This is a genomic window from Verminephrobacter aporrectodeae subsp. tuberculatae, from assembly GCF_026127385.1.
GTDB classification, from domain to species: Bacteria; Pseudomonadota; Gammaproteobacteria; order Burkholderiales; family Burkholderiaceae_C; genus Acidovorax; species Acidovorax aporrectodeae.
This window is the reverse complement of record NZ_QZCX01000002.1, coordinates 607,674-632,604: the sequence shown is the minus strand read 5'-3', so window position 1 is coordinate 632,604 and position 24,931 is coordinate 607,674. Positions and strand designations below refer to the sequence as shown.

General features: G+C 62.2%; 23 protein-coding genes and 1 pseudogene. 12 read left to right on the top strand and 12 right to left on the bottom strand.

What is annotated here, in order from left to right:
* The first annotated feature begins 17 nt into the window (after positions 1-17).
* The 3 genes from lra1 (at position 18) to D5041_RS10810 (ending at position 2,761) form a co-directional block, all read left to right on the top strand.
* Positions 18-800: an L-rhamnose 1-dehydrogenase Lra1 gene (lra1, locus tag D5041_RS10820; RefSeq protein ID WP_265284708.1), complete on the top strand. Its 783-nt coding sequence runs from the start codon at positions 18-20 to the stop codon at positions 798-800.
* A 71-nt stretch (positions 801-871) separates the two neighbouring features.
* The gene (locus D5041_RS10815; protein ID WP_265284707.1) at positions 872-1,768 is read left to right on the top strand and encodes an amidohydrolase family protein; all 897 of its coding nucleotides are present in this window, start codon (positions 872-874) and stop codon (positions 1,766-1,768) included.
* Positions 1,769-1,792: 24 nt separating this feature from the next.
* Entirely contained in the window at positions 1,793-2,761 is a 969-nt protein-coding gene (locus D5041_RS10810) for a substrate-binding domain-containing protein (RefSeq protein WP_265284706.1), read from the top strand.
* A 332-nt stretch (positions 2,762-3,093) separates the two neighbouring features.
* Here the strand turns inward: D5041_RS10810 and D5041_RS10805 are convergent, their stop codons facing one another.
* The gene (locus D5041_RS10805; RefSeq protein WP_265284705.1) at positions 3,094-3,633 is read right to left on the bottom strand and encodes a hypothetical protein; all 540 of its coding nucleotides are present in this window, start codon (positions 3,631-3,633) and stop codon (positions 3,094-3,096) included.
* Positions 3,634-3,735: 102 nt separating this feature from the next.
* A complete protein-coding gene (locus D5041_RS10800; protein WP_265284704.1) occupies positions 3,736-4,296 on the bottom strand; it encodes a hypothetical protein in 561 nt (186 codons plus the stop codon).
* A gap of 401 nt (positions 4,297-4,697) precedes the next feature.
* On the opposite strand from D5041_RS10800, the gene D5041_RS10795 reads away from it, so the two are divergent.
* Positions 4,698-4,922: an iron chelate uptake ABC transporter family permease subunit gene (locus D5041_RS10795; protein WP_010100018.1), complete on the top strand. Its 225-nt coding sequence runs from the start codon at positions 4,698-4,700 to the stop codon at positions 4,920-4,922.
* Between the two features lie 303 nt (positions 4,923-5,225).
* On the top strand, positions 5,226-5,549 hold the full coding sequence (relB, locus tag D5041_RS10790) for a type II toxin-antitoxin system RelB family anti-toxin transcriptional regulator (RefSeq protein WP_010100017.1): 324 nt from the start codon (positions 5,226-5,228) through the stop codon (positions 5,547-5,549).
* 68 nt (positions 5,550-5,617) lie between these two features.
* Here relB and D5041_RS10785 read toward each other — a convergent pair whose 3' ends face one another.
* From D5041_RS10785 to D5041_RS10750, 8 genes are all read right to left on the bottom strand, one after another.
* Positions 5,618-8,521, bottom strand: a complete 2,904-nt coding sequence (locus D5041_RS10785; RefSeq protein WP_265284703.1) for an ATP-binding domain-containing protein — start codon at positions 8,519-8,521, stop codon at positions 5,618-5,620.
* Positions 8,522-8,781: 260 nt separating this feature from the next.
* On the bottom strand, positions 8,782-9,543 hold the full coding sequence (locus D5041_RS10780) for a hypothetical protein (protein ID WP_265284702.1): 762 nt from the start codon (positions 9,541-9,543) through the stop codon (positions 8,782-8,784).
* Between the two features lie 102 nt (positions 9,544-9,645).
* Positions 9,646-9,768 (bottom strand): YHYH domain-containing protein, encoded by a 123-nt coding sequence (locus D5041_RS10775; protein WP_138927746.1) that lies wholly within the window; start codon positions 9,766-9,768, stop codon positions 9,646-9,648.
* A 194-nt stretch (positions 9,769-9,962) separates the two neighbouring features.
* Positions 9,963-10,958 carry a Bug family tripartite tricarboxylate transporter substrate binding protein gene (locus D5041_RS10770; RefSeq protein ID WP_265284701.1) on the bottom strand — a complete coding sequence of 332 codons (996 nt, stop codon included), beginning with the start codon at positions 10,956-10,958 and terminating at the stop codon, positions 9,963-9,965.
* Between the two features lie 12 nt (positions 10,959-10,970).
* Positions 10,971-11,681 (bottom strand): ribonuclease activity regulator RraA, encoded by a 711-nt coding sequence (locus tag D5041_RS10765; RefSeq protein ID WP_265284700.1) that lies wholly within the window; start codon positions 11,679-11,681, stop codon positions 10,971-10,973.
* A gap of 28 nt (positions 11,682-11,709) precedes the next feature.
* On the bottom strand, positions 11,710-13,452 hold the full coding sequence (araD, locus tag D5041_RS10760) for an L-arabinonate dehydratase (RefSeq protein WP_265284699.1): 1,743 nt from the start codon (positions 13,450-13,452) through the stop codon (positions 11,710-11,712).
* A gap of 217 nt (positions 13,453-13,669) precedes the next feature.
* A complete protein-coding gene (locus tag D5041_RS10755; protein ID WP_265284698.1) occupies positions 13,670-14,941 on the bottom strand; it encodes an ATP-grasp domain-containing protein in 1,272 nt (423 codons plus the stop codon).
* Positions 14,938-15,255: a hypothetical protein gene (locus D5041_RS10750; RefSeq protein ID WP_265284697.1), complete on the bottom strand. Its 318-nt coding sequence runs from the start codon at positions 15,253-15,255 to the stop codon at positions 14,938-14,940. The genes D5041_RS10755 and D5041_RS10750 overlap by 4 nt, the downstream gene beginning before the upstream one ends.
* 87 nt (positions 15,256-15,342) lie before the next feature.
* On the opposite strand from D5041_RS10750, the gene tnpC reads away from it, so the two are divergent.
* Positions 15,343-16,758, top strand: a complete 1,416-nt coding sequence (gene tnpC, locus D5041_RS10745; RefSeq protein WP_265284696.1) for an IS66 family transposase — start codon at positions 15,343-15,345, stop codon at positions 16,756-16,758.
* A gap of 121 nt (positions 16,759-16,879) precedes the next feature.
* The gene (locus D5041_RS10740) at positions 16,880-17,083 is read left to right on the top strand and encodes a hypothetical protein (protein ID WP_265284695.1); all 204 of its coding nucleotides are present in this window, start codon (positions 16,880-16,882) and stop codon (positions 17,081-17,083) included.
* On the opposite strand, the pseudogene D5041_RS22125 reads toward D5041_RS10740, so the two are convergent.
* A pseudogene (locus D5041_RS22125) lies at positions 17,038-17,385 on the bottom strand (EamA family transporter); the annotation flags it as partial. The gene D5041_RS10740 and the pseudogene D5041_RS22125 sit on opposite strands and share 46 nt — an antisense overlap.
* 207 nt (positions 17,386-17,592) lie before the next feature.
* Positions 17,593-18,414, bottom strand: a complete 822-nt coding sequence (gene ppsR, locus D5041_RS10735) for a phosphoenolpyruvate synthetase regulatory kinase/phosphorylase PpsR (RefSeq protein ID WP_010100803.1) — start codon at positions 18,412-18,414, stop codon at positions 17,593-17,595.
* Positions 18,415-18,691: 277 nt separating this feature from the next.
* Here ppsR and ppsA point away from each other — a divergent pair, with 277 nt between their 5' ends.
* The 5 genes from ppsA (at position 18,692) to purN (ending at position 24,777) form a co-directional block, all read left to right on the top strand.
* The gene (gene ppsA, locus D5041_RS10730; RefSeq protein ID WP_265284694.1) at positions 18,692-21,082 is read left to right on the top strand and encodes a phosphoenolpyruvate synthase; all 2,391 of its coding nucleotides are present in this window, start codon (positions 18,692-18,694) and stop codon (positions 21,080-21,082) included.
* A 16-nt stretch (positions 21,083-21,098) separates the two neighbouring features.
* On the top strand, positions 21,099-21,446 hold the full coding sequence (locus tag D5041_RS10725; RefSeq protein ID WP_407702257.1) for a DUF4212 domain-containing protein: 348 nt from the start codon (positions 21,099-21,101) through the stop codon (positions 21,444-21,446).
* Positions 21,367-23,550 carry a VC_2705 family sodium/solute symporter gene (locus D5041_RS10720; protein WP_407702256.1) on the top strand — a complete coding sequence of 728 codons (2,184 nt, stop codon included), beginning with the start codon at positions 21,367-21,369 and terminating at the stop codon, positions 23,548-23,550. Before D5041_RS10725 ends, D5041_RS10720 begins: the two co-directional genes overlap by 80 nt.
* A 103-nt stretch (positions 23,551-23,653) precedes the next feature.
* The gene (locus D5041_RS10715; RefSeq protein WP_265257377.1) at positions 23,654-24,139 is read left to right on the top strand and encodes a hypothetical protein; all 486 of its coding nucleotides are present in this window, start codon (positions 23,654-23,656) and stop codon (positions 24,137-24,139) included.
* Positions 24,140-24,192: 53 nt separating this feature from the next.
* On the top strand, positions 24,193-24,777 hold the full coding sequence (purN, locus tag D5041_RS10710) for a phosphoribosylglycinamide formyltransferase (RefSeq protein ID WP_265284692.1): 585 nt from the start codon (positions 24,193-24,195) through the stop codon (positions 24,775-24,777).
* The last annotated feature ends 154 nt before the right edge of the window (positions 24,778-24,931 follow it).

The following is a 24,931-nucleotide window of genomic DNA, read 5'->3' as shown; positions in this document are numbered from 1 at the left end:
TTCGCGCTATCCACACCATGCTGCTCAAAGGCAAATCCCTGATCGTCACCGGTGGCTCGCGCGGCATCGGCCGGGCCATCGCCGTGCAAGCGGCGCGCCACGGCGCCGACGTGCTGATCGCGTACCGGCACGAGAGCGACGCCGGCTGCCAGCGCGGCGACGCGGCGCGCGAGGTGCTGGCGGAAATCCGGACGCTGGGCCGGCGCGCGCTGGCGCTCGAGGGCAACGTCGCCGACCCCGACTACGCCAGCGCGCTGGTGGAGTACGCGGTGCAAAGCTTTGGCCGGGTGGACGCGCTGGCGAGCAACGCCGGCGTCTGCCCGTTCCACAGCTTTCTGGACCTGCCGCCGCAGCTGCTGCGCGACACCGTGGACATCAACCTGAACGGCGCCTTTTTCGTCACCCAGGCGGTGGCCCGGCAGATGCAGCGGCAGGGGCAGGGCGGCGCCATCGTCGCCACCAGCTCGATCTCGGCGCTGGTGGGCGACGCCATGCAAACGCACTACACGCCGACCAAGGCCGGCGTCCACTCGCTGATGCAAAGCTGCGCCATCGCGCTCGGACCCTACGGCATCCGCTGCAACTCGGTGCTGCCGGGCGCCATCGCCACGGACTTGAACCGGCAGCACCTGTCCGACGCCGACCAGCGCAGCCATCTTGAAAAGCGCATTCCGCTGGGCCGCCTGGGCCAGCCGGACGACGTGGGCGACTGCGTGGTGTTCCTCGCCAGCGACATGGCGCGCTACGTGACCGGCGCCGCCCTGCTGGTCGATGGCGGCATGTTCGTAAACTTGCAATGACACATACATTCCCACGCCGGCAAAACCCCGGACAGCCGGCACCGTAACCCCCTCAACCGGAGCACCCGCAGATGCACATCATCGACCCGCACGTACACCTCCTGGACCTGGAGGTGCACCGCTATCCCTGGATGGAGAACAGCGCACGGAACTTCCTGGGCGACGCCTCGGCGATCAAAAAAAGCTACCTGCTGCCCGATCTGCTCGCCGACGCCGGCGCGGACCTGCACGTCGAGCAAATCGTGCACGTCGAGGCCAACCATGACCCGGCCGACCCGCTGGCGGAGGCCCGCTGGATCCAGTCGCTCGCCGATGCGCCACAAAACCGCGGCCTGCCGCAGGCCATCGTCGCCGGCGCCGACCTGTCGCAAGAGAACGCGCAGCAGGTGCTCGAAGCGCATCTGGCGCTGCGCAACCTGCGCGGCGTGCGCCAGATCCTGAACGTGCACCCCTCGCCGATGTACGACTTCGTCGGGCGGCACTACATGCGCGAGCCCTTGTGGCGCAAGAACTTCGGCCTGCTGCAACGCTTCGGGCTGGGCTTTGAACTGCAAATCTACCCCGCGCAGATGGTCGAGGCCGCGCAATTGGCGCGCGCGCACCCGGACACCACGCTGATCCTCAACCACGCCGGCATGTTCTGCGACCGCGGCAGCCCCGCCGGCTGGCGCCTCTGGCGCGACGGGCTGCGCGCGCTGGCCGCCTGCCCCAACGTCAGCGTGAAGATCAGCGGCCTCGCGATGCTCGACCACCACTGGACCCTGGAGAGCCTGCGCCCCTACGCCCTGGAGGCGATCGACGCCTTTGGCTGCGAACGCGCCATGTTCGCGTCGAACTTCCCCGTGGACAAACTCTTTTGCAGCTACCGCGCGCTGTGGCAGACCTATGCGCAGATCGTCGCAGACTGCAGCGCATCCGAGCGCGACGCCCTGTTGCGCACGAATGCGCAGCGCATCTACCGGCTCTGACACAGCACCAGGAGAGAGCACAACATGAAGCGTTTATTCCAAACACTCGGCCTGGGCTGGGCCCTGTGCGCGTACTCCCCGGCGCTGCCGGCAAGAGACCTGGTGTTCGGCGTCGTGTACCTGGACTCGCAGGGCTTCTACGCCGGCGTGCGCAACGGCGTGGAGAAAGCGGCTGCGGCCAGCGGCCTGAGGATCCGGTTGATCGACATCAACGTCTCCGGCGATCTGGCCAAGGAAAGCTCCTTCATCCAGATCCTCACTGCGAACCGGGTGGACGCGATCATTCTCTCGGCGATCTCGGCCGATGGCTCGGTGAAAGCCATCCGCCATGCAGCCAGCGCCGGCATCCCGGTGGTTTGCTACAACACCTGCATCAACGAAGCCAGCCTGGGCAAATACGTCACCGCCTTTGTGCTCGGCGACGCCTTGCGCTTCGGTGAAATGCTCGGCGCGGAAGCCGCGATACAGCTGACCCGGCTGGGCGTCCGAAGCCCGCGCGTCGGCGTGTTGAACTGCGAGTTCGTCGAAGTCTGCGTGCAACGCCGCAAGGGTTTTGAAAAAGCGCTGAGGGCCCGGCTGCCCGACAGCCGGGTCGTCGCCAACCAAGAGGCCACGGTTCTCGACAAGGCCCTCTCCGTGGGCCAGGGCATGCTGCTGGCGCAGCCCGAGATCAACGTGCTGTTCGGCGAATCCGGCGGCGCCACGCTCGGCGCGATCAAGGCAGTGCAAAAGTCCGGCCGCAGCGGCAAGGTCCATGTGTTCGGCAGCGACATGACCACGGAACTCGCCCACGAGCTGTTCGACCACCGCGTCCTGAAAGCCACCGTGGACGTCTCCGGAACCGAACTCGGCCGCATGGCCTTTGCCCTGGCGCTGGCCGCCACGCACGGCAAACAGCCGGCGCAGCGCGTGCAACAGGTCCGCATCGGCCTGTACGCCGCGCCCGAGTCCGCGAAAGCCTGGCTCGCCGGGCATCCGGATGGGTTGCCCTGAACTTGCGGGTACCTGAACAGCACAGCAGCAGCGCCATGCATCCCGTCGCCCGCATCGACCGCGTCTCCAAGCGCTACGGCCCCGTGCACGCGCCCACTACCCCGGCCGGGAACCCGTTGCGGCGCGCATTGATATTGCGGGGATATTGAGGAGCTTTTGATGCCGGTGTATGCGGGGGCGGGAGGGGTGAGGGCTGGTCAAGGTTGGGGACTGACCGGCGGGCGGGGCTGGTGGCGGCCCTGGCGTTGTTGCATCGCTGAGATTGAGAAATTCACACGCACTTATCGATATCGAATCGTTCGCCGGGATAGCGATTGCAGGCGGCGATCCGGTCAGCGCTTTACCCGGTATATTGCTTCCGAAGTTACAAAAACCAATTCTGGTATCCCGGGGATTATAGACTTTTCTTTTCCAACACGCAGTAGAATAGTTCCAATCAGATATGGAGATTTCTTTTCCCCCCACGGTCGAGATCCAATTTTCCATACTGTGACTTCATTGACGTCAGAAGATCCATCTTCAGGTTCGCTCAGATGAGCATTTTCTTGCAGAATATCTGCTATTTGTTTTGGATCTATTTTATACAAAGCAGTTACTGAGCAGACGCCTTCCTTTTCGTACTTTGATGCTTGGATAAAATATTTATTCTTGGCGTAGCCGAGCATAAAACTGGATTGCACGGCATCATGTTTTTCCGGATCCTTTATCCCACCTCTCTCAATAACAATTTTCTCTGCGGATGGAAAATCAGCACCAGTTTTCATGCATATCTCATTCAACAGAAAAATCAAGTCATCCGCACTCGCATGCGCACTAACCGATGTCACCAGGAAAGAGATGAAAACCATGACAGGAATGAATATTTTAGACATTTTGCTGCGTGTGTTGAATTATTGTGACTATTCAGCCGTGCGGTGCAATCCGACTGGTCTGTTCACGCAGGCATGCGCCCGCGTCGTCGTTGCACGTAAACGTCAGTACTCTTTCTCGTATAGCGATTTTGGAGTTACAAAAATCAATGACGTTCCCTCGCTTTTTCTCTCTTTCTTTACTACAACACGGAGTAGAATAGCGCCAATTGGAGGTGGATATGTCATTCTTCCATGAGGTTGATACGCGATCTTCCATTCCGTGATTACACTAACGTCAGAATATTCAATTTCCGGCTTGCTCAGAGGATAATTTCTTTGCATAATATCTGATACTTGTTTTGGATCTACTGCATCTGCCAAAGCAATTACTGAACAAGTGTCTTTCTCGTAGACTTGAACAAAATATTTGTTCTTGCCATATCTGAATGAAAAAGTAGATGGCTCAGTACCATCACTTTCCAACTCCTTTGGTTTTATATTCACTCCACCTTTCTCGATAGCAATTTTCTCTACAGATGACAAATCAGCATCAGTATTCACGCACAAATCATTCAACAAGAGAAGCACCTCAGCAGCACTCGCATGCGCACCAACCGGTGTTGCCATGAAAGAAATGGAAATCATTAACAGAATGAATATTTTAGACATTTTTTCGTGCATCATGAGTGTTGAATTATTGCGACTATTCGGTCTCTCGAACATAAATCAGTGATACTCGCCCCATGCCGATCCCCCGACACTTCAACGTTGAGTCACGAGGAGAAGGATGCATTGGTTGAGCAGCTGGTCGCTCGGGTTCAAGAGCTGAGATCATAGCCGCCACTCCAGCATGGCCAGCATTGCCCGCGCCGATCTACGTCCTTCAGGCGCGTCCCGAGGCCGTCAAGAGCCGGTGTACGCAGGGGACTTTGGACCCCTGCGGAGGGCTGAACGCGAACACGGCTGCCTGGCGCCATGCGCGGTGGCGGTTCGGACGACCCCGTTGGCTGACCCGCTGCGCCGTTTCATTGGGGCATGGACGCAGCGACGATCACGCGCAGCATGTCCGCCCGAAGCGACTGGTCGTGCCGCACTTTGCCCGCATGCTGATGGGACCGGATCACCGCGTGCTGCTGCCAGCCTCTGCGCTCGTCGGTGGCGTCTTCATGGTGCTGGTGGGCACGCTGGCACGCAGCCTGACCAGCGCGGAAATCCCGCTGGACGTGATCACGGCGCTGATAGGGGCGCCCGTGTTCGCATGGCTGCTGCGGCGCACCCATGCGCGGGGGTGGGGCCATGATCGAGATTGAGCAACTGTCCGTCCGCGCGGGCGGGCATGGCCGTCCGCTGGTACCGCGCAGCGCCACACCCGATTTTCGACGGCGTGCACGCTCCAGGGATACGCGCGTGATCTGCTGCGCGCAGGTTTCCGCGAGTGTCTCGCAGGAAGGCTGACTTGAGTCGTGCAGTTGTTCAGCGACGGAAAAATAGTAGCCTCATCTTGGCAATGGTTGCACCAGGTGCTAGCATTTGGCACGCGCGAAGAGAGCTTATCTGCAATAACGGACAGATTAATCGACTGCTGAGAGACTAGGAATTCATGGAGATTTGCAATGACGACCAAGCCAAAATTCAAGAGTGATGCTTTTGAAGCAATTCATTCCTCTGCACACGCCCTGTTTAAAGTGGGCGCCATTGATAAAGTGACGTTGCGCAATTTTGACGAATCTTGTTTTATCATTCCGAGAGATATAAGCCATGAAGAAATCAAGGAAATTCGTGAGCACAACCATGTAAGTCAAACTGTTTTTGCCCGTCTCCTGAATACCAGCGAGTCAACTATCCAGAAGTGGGAGACTGGCGTAAAACGTCCGAGCGGAATGGCTCTTAAATTGTTGGCTGTGGTGCAAAAGCATGGCCTAAAAGTCCTTACGTGAAATCGCTATTTACCAAGCCGCTGGCGACAACCCCTTGATTAAATTCTTCTTGGATTTCAACACGGACGTCATGGCTGTCCCACCGAGTCTTGGTATAACATTCGCACGTCAGCCAGTTGTGGGGCCAGCGCCTTGCTACCGGACAACAGTGTCAAACTCTGGCGCGCGCGGGTGATACCCACGTATAGGCGATTGGTGTGCGAGGCGTTACCGAGGTCATAGCGGTCAACATCTGCAAGCAGGACCACGTCAAACTCCAAGCCTTTTGAATTCGCTACGTCGGCGAAATGCCGCACATGTCGCCGAGCCAGATTCACCTTCTCTGAAAGCTCCGCTTCAACCATGCGTTCCCGCAAGCCCTTTTCGAGGCGCTTGTAAGTCTTAGCTGCTGTCGCAGAATCAGAAAACAGCACGGCCACGGTCTGATGGCGTTTGGCCGAGGTCAACGCTTTGACGATGTGTTCATCCATGATGTCATCGGTTTCACACACCAAAATATGGGGGCACCCTCCGCTGGCACCTTCTTTACTCGCTTTTTCTGCCAACGCAGCAGAGGGTTGTTCGCCACCTTGCAAGACCGCACGGAAGCTCGCACTGAACAAGGCCAATCCCGGTGCATCGGCTTGGCGAAGATTCTCCGTCAGCATGACATGCGGCACCGATTGGCCGGGGAAGCAAGCTTTCAAGTCAATGCTGCTGCCATGGTGCAGCTTCTGAGCGATATCGCCCACCACCGTCACTGCGCGGTACTTTGGATTGGACTGTTCGACCATCAAAAACACTTGCTGTTCGGTGAAGTCTTGAACCTCATCGACAAACACCGCTTGATAGAACGTGGGCTCGTGCAGTCGACGCAACCCACCTTGCTTCAAGCCACGTCCCATCAAATGGCTCAGGCACAGTAGCAGGTCAATGTCTTCGTCGGCCAACTTGAACTTGCTCAGTTGCGCATGCAGGCGCTTTGTCAGTTCTGGATCAGGGAACTGAGCCGCAGACTCTTGCATGGCAGCAAGGTACTGATCGGCCACACATGCCAAGGGCTGCAATAGCTTGCGGTGGACGATGCGCCGAAACACGGCATCCGGTGTACTTTTCCGCGGCTGGCCGGGCACGGGCGCCTCCGCCGGTGCGTCGGCTTCGTCGTCTTCCAGTTCTTCATCGCCTTTGCCGTCATCGGTTGGTCGCAGTGGAAGCTTGGCACGGCCCCAACCCAACTCGCACCGCAAACGACGCAACGTGCCGTCCACGGACTCACAGATCCACTCTGTTGCCTCTGGCAGCAGCCGCATAAAAAGGTGGTTTACGTCGGATGCCACCGCGTAGACATTCTTGCCCGATGGTTCACGAACAATCACCTTGCCGGTTGCCATGAGCGCCCGGGTTTCTTCTGACCAAGCCAATGGATCTCCCGTGGTCGTCAGCAACTGCAAAAACGGGTCGATTGGTCCGTTAACGTCGATAAAAACCAGGCGGTGGCCAGAGATGAAATACAGGGCCGCCCTGCGCTCCACAAGTTTGCGCGCCAAGGCATTCTCATCACTTGCAAAGATGGTCTGGTCTTCAATACGCATCCAGATGACCTTGGGGCTCATCACGCGCTTGCGAACGTCCTCTACCTTGTTCAGCAGGCGCATCGCCAACCGATCCAGCGCAAACGCACCCGCGCTGGGGGTAGCCAGTTCAGTCGCAACTTCTTGCAAGTCTTGCTGCAAGTATTCGAGCGCAACTTTGGCAACCCTCACCACCTTGGCACGGGCTTTTAGCTCAAACGGCTCTGCTAACTCTGCTGTGTTGGGAAGAACGTCAATCAATCGCGCAGCAATTTGTCGGGCGATAGCTTGGTCAGCCGCATGCAACCAGTCCATGGCGGTCGCAGCATGCGCTTCGCGTGCTTCCGTCAAACCCACCCACCGGCGGCCCGGTACAGGGCTGCTGGTCAGGCGACGGTAGTCACGCAGCCTAGTTTGCAATTCCTTATATTCATGCACCGGCAGGTTGGGCAGGTCGATGCGACGGCAAGTCTCTTTCAGGTACTGAATCAGTTCACCTGTTCGCACAAAACCGACACAACTTTCTTCCGAGAATTTCCCTGCAAAATCTTTCGACCAGTAATCTTGGTCTTCCCCCACCACATCACGGAAGAGTTGCTCATCGCTCACGCTAGCCGCATTGAATGTGGTCAGCATCTTCGTACGGCCCAACGCAGCCGAAGTCTTGCCGGAGCCTGCAATGCCCTCCACAATCATCACACCCATCGGAGAGCGGGCAATGATCTGGTTTTGCTCGACAGTCTGGTGCGTGAAGAAGCGTTCGCTCAATCCATAATATTCTTCTTGCTTGGCCTGCGGCTCGTCGGGATTCCAGTTTTCGTCAGCGTCAATCTCCAACTCGGTTTCGGCGTCATCAGGGCCATCCACCACGGTGAATTTGGCAATCTGCACCTCGGCGAACGACCGTTTCCCAATGAATGCACGCAGGTCGGAAACGGTATCCTTGCCATCATCGCCCAAAATGCGCATGCGCAAGAAGTTGCGGACATTGCGCTCAAAGTCAGGGCCACCGAAACGGTCAAACGAGCGCACCTCAATGACGCGGTAATCGCCCCACTCCTTGCTATGGCCTTCATAGTCCGGCTGAAAGGCGGCGGAAGCCCGGCCCACCGGCGAGTGGGGAGTGCAATAGCCTGACTCATTGTTGGGGTACATGGCCTCCGTTGGGCTCAGGCGAAGTTCCAAGCGACCCTTCCGCTCGGTGTCGATGACCACCGTTTTGGCGTACGCACAACGGCGAAGTTGCTTGTACAAAGGGGCGCTGGAGTGCGATACGTACCCGCGCGTATCACCCGCAAATCCACCGAGAGGATCGAGGTTCTGACCCTCGCAGATCATCCGGTCGGCATAGTCGATTATGCCCTTCAGAATAGTAACCTCTTTTGCGCTATATTCGAACTTGTCGTTCTCGGTCAAAGCCATGCTTCCCCCTTGGTTTTGCTCTCAGGTGCTATATGGTCAGTTTCTTATCACGCTCGGTGGGATGTCAGTACACAGGCGCTGCCACTCGTGATTCCATCAAAGGCTTCGCACCTGCTTGGCGCCCCATAACTGTTCGATTATGACGGCCAGATTGTCCGATTTTTTGCGAACCCAGGACACCGGCATCTGCGTGGTTTTACCGCAGCCACTGCACACGATGTAACGGGACGTCGCAGTGCAAACCAACCGTGCGGACATATTCAATCGTCAGTGACTTCACGGGAGTAAGTTCGCTGAAGTCTCGTGGGCCATGAATTGAACACCAAAACGCGTCGAAATTGGGATCTCGCCAAATACCTTTTTACACAACGATCAATCATAGCCATACTTTTTATATGGCTATCGACATCATCATGTATCGAGTACGCAAATAGATCCATTGGATCCGATGTTTTATAGGTCTTATCGACCAACTTCTGTTTGATCTTACAAATCTGTGGCATTTGCCATTCGTAGCCTGATGGTGCAAATATTCGCGGCCCACAAACAATGTCATCACCACGAAATACAGTTACACTCGTTTTACATTTATCTGATGAGCTCTCTAAATCCAATTCCCCAATGAAATTATCTGGTTTTTTGAGTAGTTGCTCTTGGATTGATTTCATTATTCGCGTCCGGTCACGTTTACCGGCATCATTGCAAATCGATATGCTCAAGTGAGCATTTTCGCAAGAACAGCGAAGCCTTTCCTGTTCTGTAGGTCCCCACGTTTTAATGGCATCCTTCCAACAATCGAGTGTTGCATGCATGTTTGCCAACCGAGTGTGAGTATTTTCAGAATCAAGCGCGACCAGTTCAACAGCAAGGAGACCAGCACCTTGAACCTGACACTCGATGTCGGGCGCAGGCGGGACTGGGTGTCGAACTGTATTCGGAACCAATATCAGTTTTGCCACTGATGCAAGTTCCTTAAAAATCTTGATTTCTCTCTCCGAATCCGAATCGGTTCGATCAGTCATTTGTATTCATTTTCCAATCATGAATTACTTGTTACGATTTGGCAGCTAGTAGTCTGATGGTCTGAAGAAATTGCGGCGCAAGTCTGGCTTATGGTCTTGCTTTCAATGGCAGTGATAGTCACCAGTTTTGTGATTCCGGTGGCATCCAGAACTGTCGGTGCCACCCGAGTGGGCCTGGGCAAACCCGGCTGCCAACAGGAGGGTGATTGTGATGATGGTTTTCATGGTTGTTTTTCCAGTGTGGCAACCATGGAGATCATGGCCGCTGTTCCAGCATAGCCAATATTTCCCATGCCGATGGCGACCTATGTCCCAATCATGACAATCTCTCAAATACAGTCGTGCATGACCCGTTTGCGCTGGTCTGCATGGTGGCCGGGTGGAGCGGCCTTTTCACGCCGAATCCCCACCCCCAAGCATCACTGCGCCGTCGCCCCGGATTTCCTGACCAACTCAGCCCACCGCAGAATCTCACTCGCCATATGCGCACGCAGTTCCTCCGGCGTGCTGCCCACGATTTCCATTGCCAGCTGCCCGCTGAGCCGGGCCTGAACGTCCGGCTGTCTGAGTGCTTTCACGATCTCGGCGTTCAGGCGCTGCACGATGGGTTTGGGCGTTCCCCTGGGGGCGTAGACGGCTTGCCAGGATGACATCTCGAAGCCCGGAACGCCCGACTCGATCATCGTGGGCAGTTCGGGCAGCAGTTCCATGCGCTTCGCGGAGGTCACGGCCAGTAGCTTGAGCTTTCCGCTCTTGACCAGCGGCAGCGCAGCGCTTACCTGGTCGAACATGAATGGCACCTGGCCCGCGGCCACGTCGGTGAGCGCGGGCGGGGTTCCCTTGTAGGGCACGTGCGTGAGCTTTACTCCGGCGAGGTCCGCGAACATCTCCCCCGCGAGGTGCGCGGACGTGCCCGCTCCGGACGACGCGAATACGCGCCGGGACGCGTCGCTGCGCAGCAGCGCGAGCAGTTCTGCGACCGAGTTCACTCCCAGCTGGCTGTTGACGATCAGCACGTTGGGTAGCCGCGCGACCAGCGCCACCGGCTCGAAGTCCTTGACCGGGTCGTAGGACAGATTCGGGTACAGGCTCGCGTTGATGGCGTGCGTGCTGATGGTGCCGCCAAACAGCGTGTAGCCATCCGGTGCGGCCTTGGCCACGTAGGCGGCGCCAATTCCGCCGGCCTGCCCCGGCCGGTTCTCGACCACGACGGATTGCTTCAGGCTCTCTTGCAGTTTGTTCGCCAGCGTGCGGCCCACGATGTCGGTGGACCCGCCGGGTGTGAAGGGCACGACGTAGATGATCGGTTTGGCCTCGGGCCATGGCGGCGCGGCCGACGCCACATGAGGGACGAGGAGGGCGAGGGGTGCGAGCGCGGCGAGCAGGAGCCCCGCGCGGCGATGCCATGCTTGCATGCGTCGTTCTCCTCAGCGCCCGCGGGCCTGGCGCCAGGCGGCAAAATCCGTGCGGCTGCGTTCTTCGGTGGGCGGGTACAGGCCCAGGATGGATCGGCCCGCGAGCACCTGTTCCTGCACGAAGTCCTCGAACACCGTCATTTCGTGGGCCTCCCGGGCCACTTCTTCGGCGCTGGCCGCGGGGATCACGACCACGCCCTCGGCGTCGCCCACCATGATGTCGCCCGGCCAGACGGCCACGTCGCCGCAGCCTATGGGCACGTCGATGTCGATGGCCTGGTGCAGCGTCAGGTTGGTCGGCGCGCTGGGGCGCTGGTGGTAGGCGCAGAAGTCCAGCCGCGCGATGTCGGGGCTGTCGCGAAAGCCGCCGTCGGTGACCGCGCCCGCGACGCCGCGCTGCATGAGCCGGCACATGAGGATGCCGCCCGCGGACGCGGCGCGCGCGTCCTTGCGGCTGTCCATCACGAGGACCGCGCCCGCGGGGCAGCGCTCGACGGCCTGGCGCTGCGGGTGCCCGTGGTCGTTGAATACGCTGATCGGGTTCAGGTCCTCGCGCGCCGGCATGTAGCGCAGCGTGAAGGCCGGGCCCACCATGTTCGGCCGCGCCGGGTTGAGCGGGTGCACGCCCTGGATGAACTGGTTGCGCAGGCCGCGCTTGAACAGGACGGTGCACAGGGTGGCTGCGCTGACTTGCATGAGCAGCGCGCGGGTTTGGGGGTTCACGGGGAGTCTGCCTCGCAGGGTTCGTTGCTCAAAAAATGTCCGGCTCCGGCACGGCGCGGCCAAAGCTGGTTTCCAGAAAATCGAAGTCGCAGCCCTCGTTCGCCTGAAGAACGTGGCGCCCGAAGATCCAGCCGTAGCCGCGCTCGTAGCGCGCGGGCGGCGCGGTCCACGCGGCCCTGCGGCGCGCCATTTCCGCGTCATCGACCTCCAGGTGGATGCGCCGCGCCGCAACGTCCACGGTGATGTAGTCGCCGCTGCGCACCAGCGCGAGGGGGCCGCCGATCGCCGCTTCGGGCGCGCAGTGCAGCAGGCAGCCGCCGTAGCTGGTGCCGCTCATGCGCGCGTCCGACAAGCGCAGCATGTCGCGCACGCCCTGCCGGAGCAGTTTTGCGGGGATGGGCAGCATGCCCCACTCGGGCATTCCGGCGCCGCGCGGGCCGGCGTTGCGCAGCACCAGGACGTCGTCGGCCGTGACCTCGAGTTCCGGGTCGTCCACGGCTTTCTTCAGGCTCGGGTAGTCGTCGAATACCAGCGCCCGGCCCCGGTGTTGCAGCAGGTGCGGCGCGCAGGCGCTGGGCTTGATGACGACGCCGTCGGGCGCGAGGTTGCCGCGCAGCACGGCGAGCGCGCCTTCGGCGTAGATGGGTTGGTCGAGCGCACGGATGACGTCGTCGTTGTAGACCTGCGCCGCTTCGATGTTCTGCCCGAGCGTGCGGCCGTTCACGGTGCGCGCGTCCACGTGCAGGTGCACGCGGATGCGCTGGAGCAGCGCGCGCAGGCCGCCGGCGTAGAAGAAGTCTTCCATCAGATAGGTGTCGCCGCTGGGGCGGATGTTGGCGATCACCGGAACGCGGCGGCTGGCGGCGTCGAAGTCGTCGAGCGTGAGTGCGTGCCCGGCGCGCCGCGACATCGCGATCAGGTGCACGATCGCGTTCGTGCTGCACCCCATGGCCATCGCGCAGGCGATGCCGTTCTCAAAGCTCGCGCGCGTGAGCATGCGCGCGGGCCGCAGGTCGGCCCATACCATTTCGACGATGCGCCGGCCGCATTCGGCGCTCATGCGCATGTGGCCGGCGTCGGCGGCCGGAATGCTCGAAGCCCCGGGCAGCGTGAAACCGACGGCCTCGGCGATTCCCATCATCGTGGCGGCGGTGCCCATCGTCATGCAGGTGCCGTGGCTGCGCGCGATGCCGGCCTCCATCTCTTGCCAGTCCTGCTCGCTCAGGCGCGCGGCGCGGCGCTCGTCCCAGTATTTGAATGCGTCCGATCCCGAGCCCAGCACCTTTCCCCGCCAGTTGCCGCGCAGCATCGGGCCCGCGGGCAGGTAGATGAAGGGCAGGCCCATGCTGAGCGCGCCCATCGTCAGGCCGGGCGTCGTCTTGTCGCAGCCCCCCATGAGCACCGCGCCGTCCACCGGGTGGCTGCGCAGCAGTTCTTCGGTCTCCATGGCCAGGAAGTTGCGATAGAACATCGTCGTCGGCTTGACCAGGCTTTCGGACAACGAGATGGCCGGCAGTTCCAGCGCAAAGCCGCCCGCCTGGAAGATGCCGCGCCGAACGTCGTCCACCCGCTGCCTGAAGTGCGCGTGGCACTGGTTGGCGTCGCTCCAGGTGTTGACGATGGCGATGACCGGCTTTCCCGCCCAGTCGCTCGGCGCGTAGCCCATTTGCAGCATGCGCGAGCGGTGGCCAAAGGAGCGCAGGTCGTCGGGCGCAAACCAGCGCGCGCTGCGCAGGCTGTCGTAAGAGAGGGGGGCGTCGGCATCGGTCATTGCGCGGGGGGCCAGAGGGTCGAAAAGGTCGAACGGGGGTTTTCCGGGGCCGGCGGATTAGAGCACCAATCGCGTGCTTGCCGCACTGGGGGAAAAGCCTGAGCGCACCAAGAAGACGATGCAGAAGACCGAAGGCACCACGCAGGCCACCCAGACCCAGAAGCAGGGATGCCTGGCCGTGCCCTGCGGCGAACGCAACGCAGCCAGGGCGACCGGCCTATTTGCACGTCACGGGAACATAGTGCTGCAGCCGCTCGAAATCTCGGCGCAGCACTATCCTGTCGTCGTTGTAAAGCGTCAAGATACCAGCATTGTCGACCAAAGAACGGGAATTCACGACCGCCCCGGGCTGGATGTTCCAGACGATCTCGTAGCGGCTTTCTATTTCCGGCTCATTGAGCTGCACCACGGTGCCGTGACCGACGGGGAGCAATGCCGAAACCACGTTGTTTGAGACGATCGGCTGAATGTCGCTCAGCCATGCAGGATCAACGGTGTAGTAGAGGTTCGCGTCGATCAGATTGACGTGGCTGTTTTTTTCATGGAAGGGCACGCCGATTCCACCGGGAACGCGAGCAGCGATCTCGAGAAAGACGATGCTGCCGTCCGCTTCATTGAAGAATAGTTCATGGTGCGTCGAGCCGTTCTCAAAGCCGAGCGCGGTGACGACGTCCTGATTGAATTGGAAAAGACGCTGCCTCAGCGCCTCGGGGATCGCGGGATAGACGGAGAGCGGCTTACCCTGGACGAAATCGAAATTGGAACAGCCGAGTTCCAGGATACCGCTGAAGACGACGATACCGTTGCGCACGAACGAATCGCATTGGTACATGGTGCCGGAAATGAATTCATCCACTTCGTACTCGAAACGGAAGATTTCATCCTCGACGACTTTGCGTGCCACGAAGAAATCTTCGTAGCTTTCAACAACCGTGACGTTGAAGCTGCCGGCCGCTCTGGTCGGCTTGACGACGAGACGTTTGCCGAGCTTCTCGACCAGCGCGTCGTAGTAGGCCTGCGGCTCAGCGGAGAGCCTGTTGCGATCCAGTTTTTCGTAAGCTGGTACGCGCACACCGTGCTTCGCTACGGCCTCTTTCATCTCCAGTTTGTCGCGAAAGCGTTGTACCATGTCCGGGGAGTCGCCCGGAATGTCAAGGGTGACACGGATCGTCGCCGCACCCAGCACGTTGCATTCCTCTTGGCAGAACACGCGAACAGCGTCCGCATTACCAGCTTGCCCGATTTCATGTTCGACCAGAACCAGCATCTCTTCGACGCTCAGTACCGGCCGTACGTTGTCCGTCAGCGCGCCGCCGACACGCACGATGTCGTCCATGTGCCGTGCAATGCGTGCGTTGACCACTTCATCGCGATAGAGTACCAGGACGGTGCGCACCTTGGATCGCACCTTCTCGAGAGCCGCGTCCGAAGCAAAATTCACATACGCCTGTGTGATGAATACAAGGGTCTTGACCATGATCAGCTTCAAGGCTTTGCGCTGGATAGCGCATGATTCGTGGGGCGCATGCTCATCCATGCATTCGAAAACAACACGGCCACACACGTGGCAACAATGAGCGAGGGAACCAGCGGCGACGGCCAACCTACAAAACTTTGCTCGACGAGCAGCGCAAGCGCCGGCACAGACGGCACGATGATGGAGACGCGTGGTGCACCCAGTACGACGATCGCATGCTGCAGCGTAAATACGGGAATCACTACGGACACCAGGGACAGCAGTACCAGCCTGCCCAGGAGCATCAGGTCGATGGCATGCAGAGTCGTGCCAAGCGACTGCGACAAGCCAACGGCTCCCGTGAGCACGATCAGGAGATAAAAGCGATGTAACTACTCAGGCCCCCCTCGCCGTAGGCCATAATCCGCAACTCAATGCAACAGCTACCCGACCTCAGCACACTTAGTTCGACCCAGATGGGTGCACTGGTTCTGGAGCTATGGGCGATGGTGCAGACGCTGATGGCGCAAAACAACGAACTGCAAGCGCGGCTCAATCTGAACAGTCGCAACTCCAGCAAGCCCCCCTCCAGCGATGGGCTCAACAAGCCCCAACCCAAGTCATTGCGCAAAGCCGGGCAACGGCCGGTCGGCGGGCAGAAGGGGCACAAGGGCCATACCCTGAGCCAAGTGGCCGAGCCCAATATGGTCGTCATCCATGCGCCGCCCGAGCATTGCGATGTCTGGGGTCAGGCCAGCCTGGTTGAGGCCCGGCAGGTCCACGATCTGCCCGATTTGCGCTACCAAGTCACCGAGCACCGCGTACTGCAATCGATCTGCAACTGCGGCAAGACCCATCGTGGCGTATTCCCCGCGGAGGTCACCGCAGCAGTGCAATACGGCCCACGTGCGAAGGCTGCGGCCGTGCACCTGAACCAGTACCAGATGCTGCCACTCAAGCGCACGGGTGAAGTGATGGGCGACCTCTTTGACATGCCCATGTCCGAGGCAACGATTCTGAGTGCCAACGCTGAGGCTGCCCAGGTGCTGGCGCCCACAGTCACGGCCATCGCGCAGGAGTTGGTGAACCGGCCAATCGTGCACGCCGACGAGACGGGCCTGCGCGTGAACAAATCGCTGCACTGGTTGCACACGCTGGTCACCGAGAAGTTGACTTGGCTGGGGCGACATGAGAAACGTGGCATGGCAGCGTTCATCGAGCATGGCATCCTGCCCCTGTTCAAAGGCACGCTGGTGCACGACGGCTGGGGGTCCTATCGCATGCTGGGCAGTAGGCACAGCCTGTGCAACGCGCACCATGTACGCGAACTGACGTATGTGCATGAGCAACTCAAGCAGGACTGGGCGGGTCGATCGATTGAGGTGCTGCTGTACGCCAACAGCCTGATCCATCAACTGCGTGCACAGGGTCAGATCGACTACACGGCGCCTGAGCACCTGCAGCGAGTGTGCGATCTGCGCAGTCAGTTCGAGGCAACTTTGGCCGAAGGCGATCTGCTCAATCCGCGCGTGCAGTCCAATGGCCGACGCGGTCGCATCAAGCAGAGCAAGGCCGCCAACCTGATCGGCCGGCTACGCGATTACAGCGATGACGTTTGGCGTTTCATGACGGAGCCGAACGTACCTTTCACGAACAACTTGGCCGAGCAGGCTGTGCGCATGCCCAAGGTCAAGCAGAAGATTTCCGGGTGCTTTCGGACAAGCGACGGAGCGGATATCTACTGCATCATCCGCTCCTACTTGGCGACGCTGAACAAGCAGGGTGCCAAGTTGTTTGACGCGCTCACCCAAGCCTTTCTGGGCTCTCCGGTTCAACCTCGCTTTGGTTGATGGGCTGGGCCGGGGGCCGGGGGGCTGAGTAGTTACAAAGCGATTACAAAGGATATCCAGCGTCTTGCATTGGGTTTTCTTGACGACTTGCGCCGACCAATAGACATAGACCCCGCCAGCTATGCCAGCGATGGTTGCCAGTGCGATACCGGAATACAGCCTGGACATTTCGATTGCGATCACCCCTTCCGTTGCGATGCGAGCGGCGACGAGGCTGAAGAGACACAAGGAAATCAATATGCAGCCCAGCGTGCGCAATGACCAGAAACTCGCTTGTCCAGCAAACAATCCACACACCAGCACGGCAATCGGCACGCATCCCTGATAAATAGCTGACTCGACGGAAGCCTCTATTCTTTGCAACGCCAAAAACATGAAGTACCATGCAGCAACAGTCAGCACGTTCAGGATGACAACTTCCGAAAAATGCTTGCGCAGCAGATCGAATGGCCGCCCCCCTCTCATCAGGTGCGCACCAAGGAAAATGACGTAGGCCGTCAGGAGGGCAATGAAAGTCAGGGTCGACCCGCTGATGTTCGAAAATGCAAACGTCACCCAAACCGCGGAAAGTGCGGTACTGACGCAGTAAACCGCGATTGTCAGATATCCGTTACGTAAGACTTGCATTTCAGACTCCATTGGAAACAGCAACTTCGATTAATTCACGAGGAGACGCCGTTTCGGGGCCGTTGTGCTGTCGGGCGAAAACATCCGGTTCTCAAACAAGGTGTCCGTGTGTCCGCTTGATCCGGGTTTCGTGGGGGTGCTGACCATGTTAAAAGACATGCAATATTCGTGCCGATATATCTTCACAGGCTCTGTCGGCTGTAGCCTTCAGTACCTCAACCGCTCGGGCCACAGCTCCTGCAAGATGGTGGTGGCGATCTCTTCGATGGACTTGGTGGTCGTCGAGAGCCAGCGGATTCCCGCGCGGCGCATCATGGCCTCGGCTTCGGAGACCTCGGTGCGGCAGTTTTCCAGGCTGGCGTAGCGCGATTCGGGGCGGCGCTCGTTGCGGATTTTTGACAGGCGCTCGGGTTGGATCGTCAGGCCAAAGATTTTTTTGCGGTGCGGCTCCAGCGCCGGTGGCAGCTGGCGGCGCTCGAAGTCCTCGGGGATCAGCGGGTAGTTCGCCGTCTTGAGGCCGCACTGCATCGCCAGGTACAGGCTGGTCGGCGTTTTGCCGCTGCGGCTTACGCCGACCAGGATCACGTCGGCGCCCGCCAGGTCGCTGTGGCTCTGGCCGTCGTCGTGCGCCAAGCTGAAGTTGATGGCCTCGATGCGGTTGCTGTATTCCTGGCTGCCGCTCACGTCGCTGAAGCGGCCCACGCGGTGGTGCGACTTGATCCCCAGCTCCTGCTCCAGCGGGCGCACGAAGGTGCCGAACATGTCCAGCAGCATGCCCTTGCAGCCGCTCTGGATGACCTTGAGCACCTCCATGTTCACCAGCGTGGTGAAGACGATGGGTTTCTTGCCCTCCGCGTCCCCCGTGTGGTTGATCTGCCGTACCGCCTGGTGCGCCTTGTCCACGGTATCGACGAAGGGCAGGCGCACGTGGCGCGGCTTCATCTCGAACTGCGCGAGGATGGCGTTGCCAAAGGTTTCTGCGGTGATTCCGGTGCCGTCGGAGACGAAAAATACGGTGCGCGAGTGCATGGGGGCCGACTTCGGGAGTTTCCGGATGGGGGGATTGGAAGGGGACAGCGTGCGCCCGCCGCCCGGGCCGCGGGCCGCCGGCTGACGCAAGCCTACAATTGTGGCCAATATTCGGGGGCGTCCCGTACCGCCCGTCCCAATTTCCACCCCAATTTGCAATGCACCCCTCCGGCCCACAAGCACAAAGAAGATCAGGCCGCTGCCCGTGCATGGCCGCGCACCCCCGCCACGCCGGGGACGCGCGCGCAGACCCGGTTTCAACTTCTGGAGCTTTCCCATGTCTGCACTCTTCCCCCCGACCGCCCTGGTCGTTCCGTTTGAAAACCTGAGGATGACCGACGTCGGGGCCGTCGGCGGCAAGAACGCCAGCCTCGGCGAGATGATCTCGCAGCTGCCGCAGGGCCTGCGCGTTCCCACGGGCTTTGCGACCACGGCGCATGCGTTTCGCGCGTTCCTGCAGCACGACGGGCTGGCGGACCGCATCCGCTCCCGGCTTCAGGGGCTGGACACCGAGGACGTGCGCGCGCTCGCGGCGGCGGGCGCGGAAATCCGCGCCCTGGTGCAGGCGCAGCCCTTCCCGGTGGACCTGAAACGGGCGGTCGCCGACAGGTTCGCCACGCTCTGCGCGGAGCATCCCGGTGCGTCGTTTGCCGTGCGCTCCTCGGCCACTGCCGAGGATCTGCCCGAGGCCTCGTTTGCCGGCCAGCAGGAGAGCTTTCTGAACGTCACGGGCCTGACCGACGTTCTGCTCAAGATCAAGCAGGTGTTTGCCTCGCTGTACAACGACCGCGCGATCTCCTACCGCGTGCACAAGGGCTTCGAGCACGAGGGGGTGGCCCTGTCCGCGGGCGTGCAGCGCATGGTGCGCTCCGACCTGGGCGCGGCCGGCGTGATGTTCACCATCGACACCGAGTCCGGTTTCGCGGACGTGGTCTTCATCACCAGCAGCTACGGCCTGGGCGAGACCGTGGTGCAGGGCGCCGTGAACCCCGACGAGTTCTACGTGCACAAGCCCATGCTGCGCGCCGGCCGGCAGGCGCTGATCCGGCGCACCCTGGGCAGCAAGCTGGTGCAGATGGTGTTCTCCAGCCCCGAGGAGCAGGTGCGCAGCGGCCAGCTGGTGCAGACCGTGGACGTGCCCGCCGCGCAGCGCAACCGCTATTCGCTGAGCGACGCCGAGGTCGCGCAGCTCGCGCACTGCGCGCTGCTCATCGAGCAGCACTATGGCCGCCCCATGGACATCGAATGGGGCAAGGACGGCAGCGACGGCGAGATCTACATCCTTCAGGCGCGTCCCGAGACCGTCAAGAGCCAGCCCCGGGCCCAGACCGAGCTGCGCTACCAGCTCAAGGGCCAGGGCAACGTGCTCGCCGAGGGCCGCGCGATTGGCCAGAGGATCGGCACCGGGCCGGTGCGCCTGGTGCGCAGCGTCACCGAAATGGACCGGGTCCAGCCCGGCGACGTGCTCGTGACCGACATGACCGACCCGAACTGGGAGCCCGTGATGAAGCGCGCCAGCGCCATCGTCACGAACCGCGGCGGCCGCACCTGCCACGCCGCAATCATTGCGCGCGAGCTGAGCATTCCGGCCGTGGTCGGCTGCGGCGACGCGACCGAGCGCCTGAAGGAGGGCACGCTGGTCACCGTGAGCTGCGCCGAGGGCGACACCGGCCGCGTCTACGACGGACTGCTGGAGACCGAGATCAGCGAGGTACAGCGCGGCGCCATGCCGCCGATCGCGACCAAGATCATGATGAACGTGGGCAACCCGCAGCTGGCCTTCGACTTTGCCCAGCTGCCCAACGAGGGCGTGGGCCTGGCGCGGCTGGAGTTCATCATCAACAACAACATCGGCGTGCACCCCAAGGCGATCCTGGACTACCCGCAGATCGACGCCGACCTGAAGCAGGCCGTGGAGTCCGTGGCCCGGGGCCACGCGAGCCCGCGCGCGTTCTACGTTGACAAGGTGGCCGAAGGCGTGGCGACCATCGCCGCGGCGTTCTGGCCGAAGCCGGTGATCGTGCGCCTGTCGGACTTCAAGAGCAACGAATACCGCAAGCTCATCGGCGGCAGCCGCTACGAGCCCGAGGAGGAAAACCCGATGCTCGGCTTTCGCGGCGCCGTGCGCTACCTCAGCGCAGACTTTGGCGCGGCCTTTGCGATGGAGTGCGAGGCGCTGCGGCGCGTGCGCGGCGACATGGGGCTGAGCAACGTGCAGGTGATGGTGCCCTTCGTGCGCACGCTGGGCCAGGCCGAGCGCGTGACCCAGCTGCTGGCCACGCACGGCCTGGAGCGCGGCAAGGACGGGCTGAAGCTGATCATGATGTGCGAGGTGCCGAGCAACGCCATCCTGGCCGAGCGCTTTCTGGCGTTCTTCGACGGCTTTTCGATCGGCTCGAACGACCTGACCCAGCTCACGCTGGGGCTGGACCGCGACTCGGGGCTGGAACTGCTGGCGCAGGACTTCGACGAGCGCGACCCGGCCGTGCTGGCGCTGATCCACCAGGTCATCCGGACCTGTCTGGCGCAGGGCAAGTACATCGGCATCTGCGGCCAGGGCCCGAGCGACCACCCGGACTTTGCGCAGTGGCTGGCGGACGAGGGCATCTCGTCGATCTCGCTCAACCCGGACAGCGTGATCGCCACCTGGCAACGGCTCGCGGGCTGACACGCGCAGGCCCGTGATGCCGCCGATGCCGCCAATGCAGCCGCCCGCACACCGCCCCGCGCACCCGGGCGAGGAGCCCATGGCCGACCCGCCCGCGCCGCAGCTGCACGACGCGCGGCATCTCTGGCCCAAGGCCGGGCTGCTGCTGCTCTGGGCGCTGGTCTCGTTTGGCGCCGCCTACTGCGCGGACGACCTGCAACGGCTGGTGTTCGGTGGCTGGCCCCTGGGCTACTGGATTTCCGCCCAGGGCGCGGTGCTGGTGTTCATCGGCATCGTGGTCGCCGATGGCTGGGCCATGGGCCGCATCGAGCGGCGCGACGCGCGGCGGCCGCGGCACGCGGGTACAGACCGCCACCAGGGCTGACGTGGACGCCGACCGCGCCCAGCTGTGGCGGCTGCACCGCATCCTGGCGCTGTATGCCGCGGGGGTGCTGGGCTTTCTCGCGCTCATGGCCTGGGCCGAGAGCCAGGGCCTCGCGCGGCACTGGATCGGCCCGATCTTCCTGTTCCTCCCGGTGATGGTCTACGCCGGGATCGGCGTGTACCACCGCACCAGCGACCCCGAGGACTATTACGTCGCGCGGCGGCGCATTCCGCCCATGTACAACGGCATGGCCACCGCCGCCGACTGGATGAGCGCCGCGTCGTTCATCAGCCTGTCCGGGGCGCTGTACCTGCAAGGCTTCTCCGGCACACCGGGGCAGGCCGGCGGGCTCGCCTATCTGCTCGGCTGGACGGGGGGCTTCTGCCTGGTCGCGCTGCTCATCGCGCCGCAGCTGCGGGCCATGCAGCTGTACACCGTGCCCGACTTCTTTCATGTGCGCTTTGGCGGGCGCTGGCCGCGCGCCATCGCGGCGCTGGCGGCCGTGCTCTGCTCCTTCACCTACGTGGTGGCGCAGATCTACGGCGTGGGGCTGATCGCGTCGCGCCTGACCGGCGTGCAATTCGAGATCGGGATCATGCTCGGCCTGGGCGGGGTGCTGCTGTGCTCGTTTCTGGGCGGCATGCGCGCCATCACCTGGACGCAGGTGGCGCAATACGTGGTGGTCCTGCTGGCGTTCATGATCCCGGTGTCGTGGCTGGCGTACAAGCAGCTGGGCAATCCCCTCGCGACCCTGGTCTACGGCGCGCAAATCGGCAAGATCGCCGACCTGGAGGCGCAGCTGCGCGCATCCCCCGCCGAACAGCAGGTGCAGCGCGCCTATCTGCAACGCGCCGAAGATTTTGCCGCGCGCCTGCAGGACGTGGACGCCGCGCTGGAGCGCGAGCGCGCGAAGGGCCGTGAGCGCATCCGCGCGCTGCGCGCCCAAAACGCCGACATGCGGCTGATCGTCGCGGCCAGCCGCGAGCTGGCGGCGCTGCCGCACGACGCCGCCAGCGCGCGGGCGCTCTGGCGCCACGAGATGCACGAGAACCACGCGCGCGCCTACCCCCTGGGCGGGCTGCCGCCGCACAGCCGGGCCTACGCGGGCGACCCCCATGGCAGCCCGCAGGAGCAGCAGGACTACACGCTCGCGCGGCGCAACTTTCTGGCGCTGATGTTCTGCCTGATGGTCGGCACCGCGGGCCTGCCGCATCTGCTCACGCGCTACTACACCACGCCCTCGGTGGCGGCGGCGCGCGCGTCCGTGGGCTGGTCGGTATTCTTCATCGCGCTGCTGTACCTGAGCGCGCCCGCGCTGGCCGTGCTGGTGAAGTTTGAAGTCATGCAGAACTTGGTGGGCAGCCATTTCGACGCGCTGCCCAACTGGATGGCGCAATGGGCGCGGGTCGATGGCGCGCTGCTCTCGGTGGAAGACGTGAATGGCGATGGCCTGATCCAGTTTGGCGAAATCCGCTTCGGCGCCGACCTCATCATGCTCGCCACCCCCGAGCTCGGCGGACTGCCCTACGTGGTCTCCGGCCTGGTCGCGGCCGGTGGCCTGGCGGCGGCGCTGTCCACGGCCGACGGCCTGCTGCTGACCATCAGCAACGCGCTGGTGCGCGACCTGTACTTTCAGGGAACGGACCACCAGGCGGGTCGCCAGGCGTCTGCCGAGCAGCGCGTGATCCTGAGCAAGTTCACCCTGCTCGCGGTGGCCCTGTCGGCGGCCTTCGTGGCGACGCTCAAACCCGCGGACATCCTGCCGCTGGTGGCGGCGTCGTTCTCGCTCGCGGCGTCGGCCTTCGTTCCCGCCATGCTGCTCGGCATCTTCTGGCGGGGTACCACGCGGCAGGGTGCCGTGGCGGGAATGCTCGGCGGATTGGCGCTCACGCTGTACTACATGCTCTCGCGCGCGCCGGCGCTCCAGACCCTGCCCCACTGGCCCTGGGCCGACGACGGACTCTGGTTCGGAATCCAACCCGTCTCCGCAGGCGTGTTCGGTGTCCCCTGCGGGCTCTTGCTGACGCTGCTCGTGAGCGCGCTGACGCGCAGCAAAATGCCGCCCCGCGGGGGATTCGCAACAACGGCTCCGCCAGGCGCATGAACGGGCGCAAGCCCCGACATTCAGGCCCAAGACCCCCGGACCTTGGGCGATAATTCGGCCCGGGCGCCACAAGCATTGCCCACTATCCATCACGAGGAAATCCATGGTTCTCGTCAAAACCCTGGCAGGGCGAGAGGCGCTGAAAAGCCGGCACGGCCATTTGAGTTCGCGTCTGCGATCGGCCTTCATTCTTTTTGACGGCCAGCGCACCACGGGTGAAATCCTCGCAGCCACGGCCCCCGTGGGAATCACCCAGAACGATATCCAGGCCATGGTCGCGCAGGGGCTTCTGGCGCCGCTGTCCGGGTCGCCGCAGGCACCGGATGCGGTGGCCGCGCCCTCTGCGGGCGAATTGGAATCGGTGACGACGCTGATGGATGAAACGGACCGCTCGCCCCAGGAGCGCTACCAGACGGCGTACCCCATCGCCGCGGAGCTGACTTCCGGTCTCGGACTGCGGGGGTTTCGGCTGAATCTGGCGGTCGAGGGCACGGGAGGCTACAACGACCTGGTGGCGCTGGCCCCCAGAATCCGCGATGCCGTGGGCGACGCCAAGTTCAGGCGCCTGGAGAAGGCGCTGTTCGGCTGAGCCCGGCGACGCCTCCCGGTATTCGGGGGCGTGCCCGGATAATCCGGGCGCACATGAAGAGAAACATCGTCATCCTGATCTCCGGCGGCGGCTCCAACATGGCCGCCATCGTCCGCACCGCGCAGCAGGAAAACTGGGAGCAGCGCTACGGCGCCCGGGTCGCGGCCGTGCTGAGCAACCAAGCCGACGCCGCAGGGTTGCTGCTCGCGCGCGAACAGGGAATCGCAACCGGGGCGCTGGACCACCGCGCCTTTGCCAGCCGCGAGGCCTTCGACGCCGCACTGGCCGCCACCATCGACCGCCACCAGCCCGCGCTGGTACTGCTCGCCGGGTTCATGCGCATCCTCACGCCGGACTTCGTCGCGCGCTACGCGGGGCGCCTGATCAACATCCACCCCTCGCTGCTGCCCGCGTTCACGGGGCTGCACACGCACCAGCGCGCCATCGACGCAGGCTGCCGCTTTGCCGGCGCCACGGTGCACCAGGTAACGGCCGCGCTCGACGCCGGCCCGATCCTGGACCAGGCCGTAGTCCCGGTACTGCCCGGAGACACCGCGCAAACCCTGGCGGCCCGCGTACTGAGCCAGGAACACCTGCTCTACCCGCGCGCCGTGCGGGCCCTGGTGCGGGCGCTGTAACCGGAGGCCGGCCGATCCCGCAGCGCGGCCCATGGCGCACGCGGGCATCTTGGATGCCTCTGTCATTTTCTCGGCTGACCGCGGCATTCTTTCAAAGCTGTCGGAGTTTGAAAGACACCGCGCTCCAGGTCGTTCACTTGGCCTTCTTGGCCTT

Coding starts and splice junctions, on each gene's coding strand:
- D5041_RS10805 (WP_265284705.1), bottom strand. CDS start 3,633: ATGTCTAAAATATTCATTCCTGTCATGGTTTTCATCTCTTTCCTGGTG.
- D5041_RS10725 (WP_407702257.1), top strand. CDS start 21,099: ATGCCGCCGATGCCGCCAATGCAGCCGCCCGCACACCGCCCCGCGCAC.
- D5041_RS10780 (WP_265284702.1), bottom strand. CDS start 9,543: ATGACTGATCGAACCGATTCGGATTCGGAGAGAGAAATCAAGATTTTT.
- D5041_RS10775 (WP_138927746.1), bottom strand. CDS start 9,768: ATGAAAACCATCATCACAATCACCCTCCTGTTGGCAGCCGGGTTTGCC.
- ppsR (WP_010100803.1), bottom strand. CDS start 18,414: ATGCACTCGCGCACCGTATTTTTCGTCTCCGACGGCACCGGAATCACC.
- D5041_RS10720 (WP_407702256.1), top strand. CDS start 21,367: ATGGCTGGGCCATGGGCCGCATCGAGCGGCGCGACGCGCGGCGGCCGC.
- araD (WP_265284699.1), bottom strand. CDS start 13,452: ATGACCGATGCCGACGCCCCCCTCTCTTACGACAGCCTGCGCAGCGCG.
- D5041_RS10800 (WP_265284704.1), bottom strand. CDS start 4,296: ATGATGCACGAAAAAATGTCTAAAATATTCATTCTGTTAATGATTTCC.
- ppsA (WP_265284694.1), top strand. CDS start 18,692: ATGTCTGCACTCTTCCCCCCGACCGCCCTGGTCGTTCCGTTTGAAAAC.
- D5041_RS10785 (WP_265284703.1), bottom strand. CDS start 8,521: ATGGCTTTGACCGAGAACGACAAGTTCGAATATAGCGCAAAAGAGGTT.
- lra1 (WP_265284708.1), top strand. CDS start 18: ATGCTGCTCAAAGGCAAATCCCTGATCGTCACCGGTGGCTCGCGCGGC.
- D5041_RS10815 (WP_265284707.1), top strand. CDS start 872: ATGCACATCATCGACCCGCACGTACACCTCCTGGACCTGGAGGTGCAC.
- D5041_RS10740 (WP_265284695.1), top strand. CDS start 16,880: ATGCCAGCGATGGTTGCCAGTGCGATACCGGAATACAGCCTGGACATT.
- D5041_RS10715 (WP_265257377.1), top strand. CDS start 23,654: ATGGTTCTCGTCAAAACCCTGGCAGGGCGAGAGGCGCTGAAAAGCCGG.
- tnpC (WP_265284696.1), top strand. CDS start 15,343: ATGCAACAGCTACCCGACCTCAGCACACTTAGTTCGACCCAGATGGGT.
- D5041_RS10770 (WP_265284701.1), bottom strand. CDS start 10,958: ATGCAAGCATGGCATCGCCGCGCGGGGCTCCTGCTCGCCGCGCTCGCA.
- D5041_RS10810 (WP_265284706.1), top strand. CDS start 1,793: ATGAAGCGTTTATTCCAAACACTCGGCCTGGGCTGGGCCCTGTGCGCG.
- purN (WP_265284692.1), top strand. CDS start 24,193: ATGAAGAGAAACATCGTCATCCTGATCTCCGGCGGCGGCTCCAACATG.
- relB (WP_010100017.1), top strand. CDS start 5,226: ATGACGACCAAGCCAAAATTCAAGAGTGATGCTTTTGAAGCAATTCAT.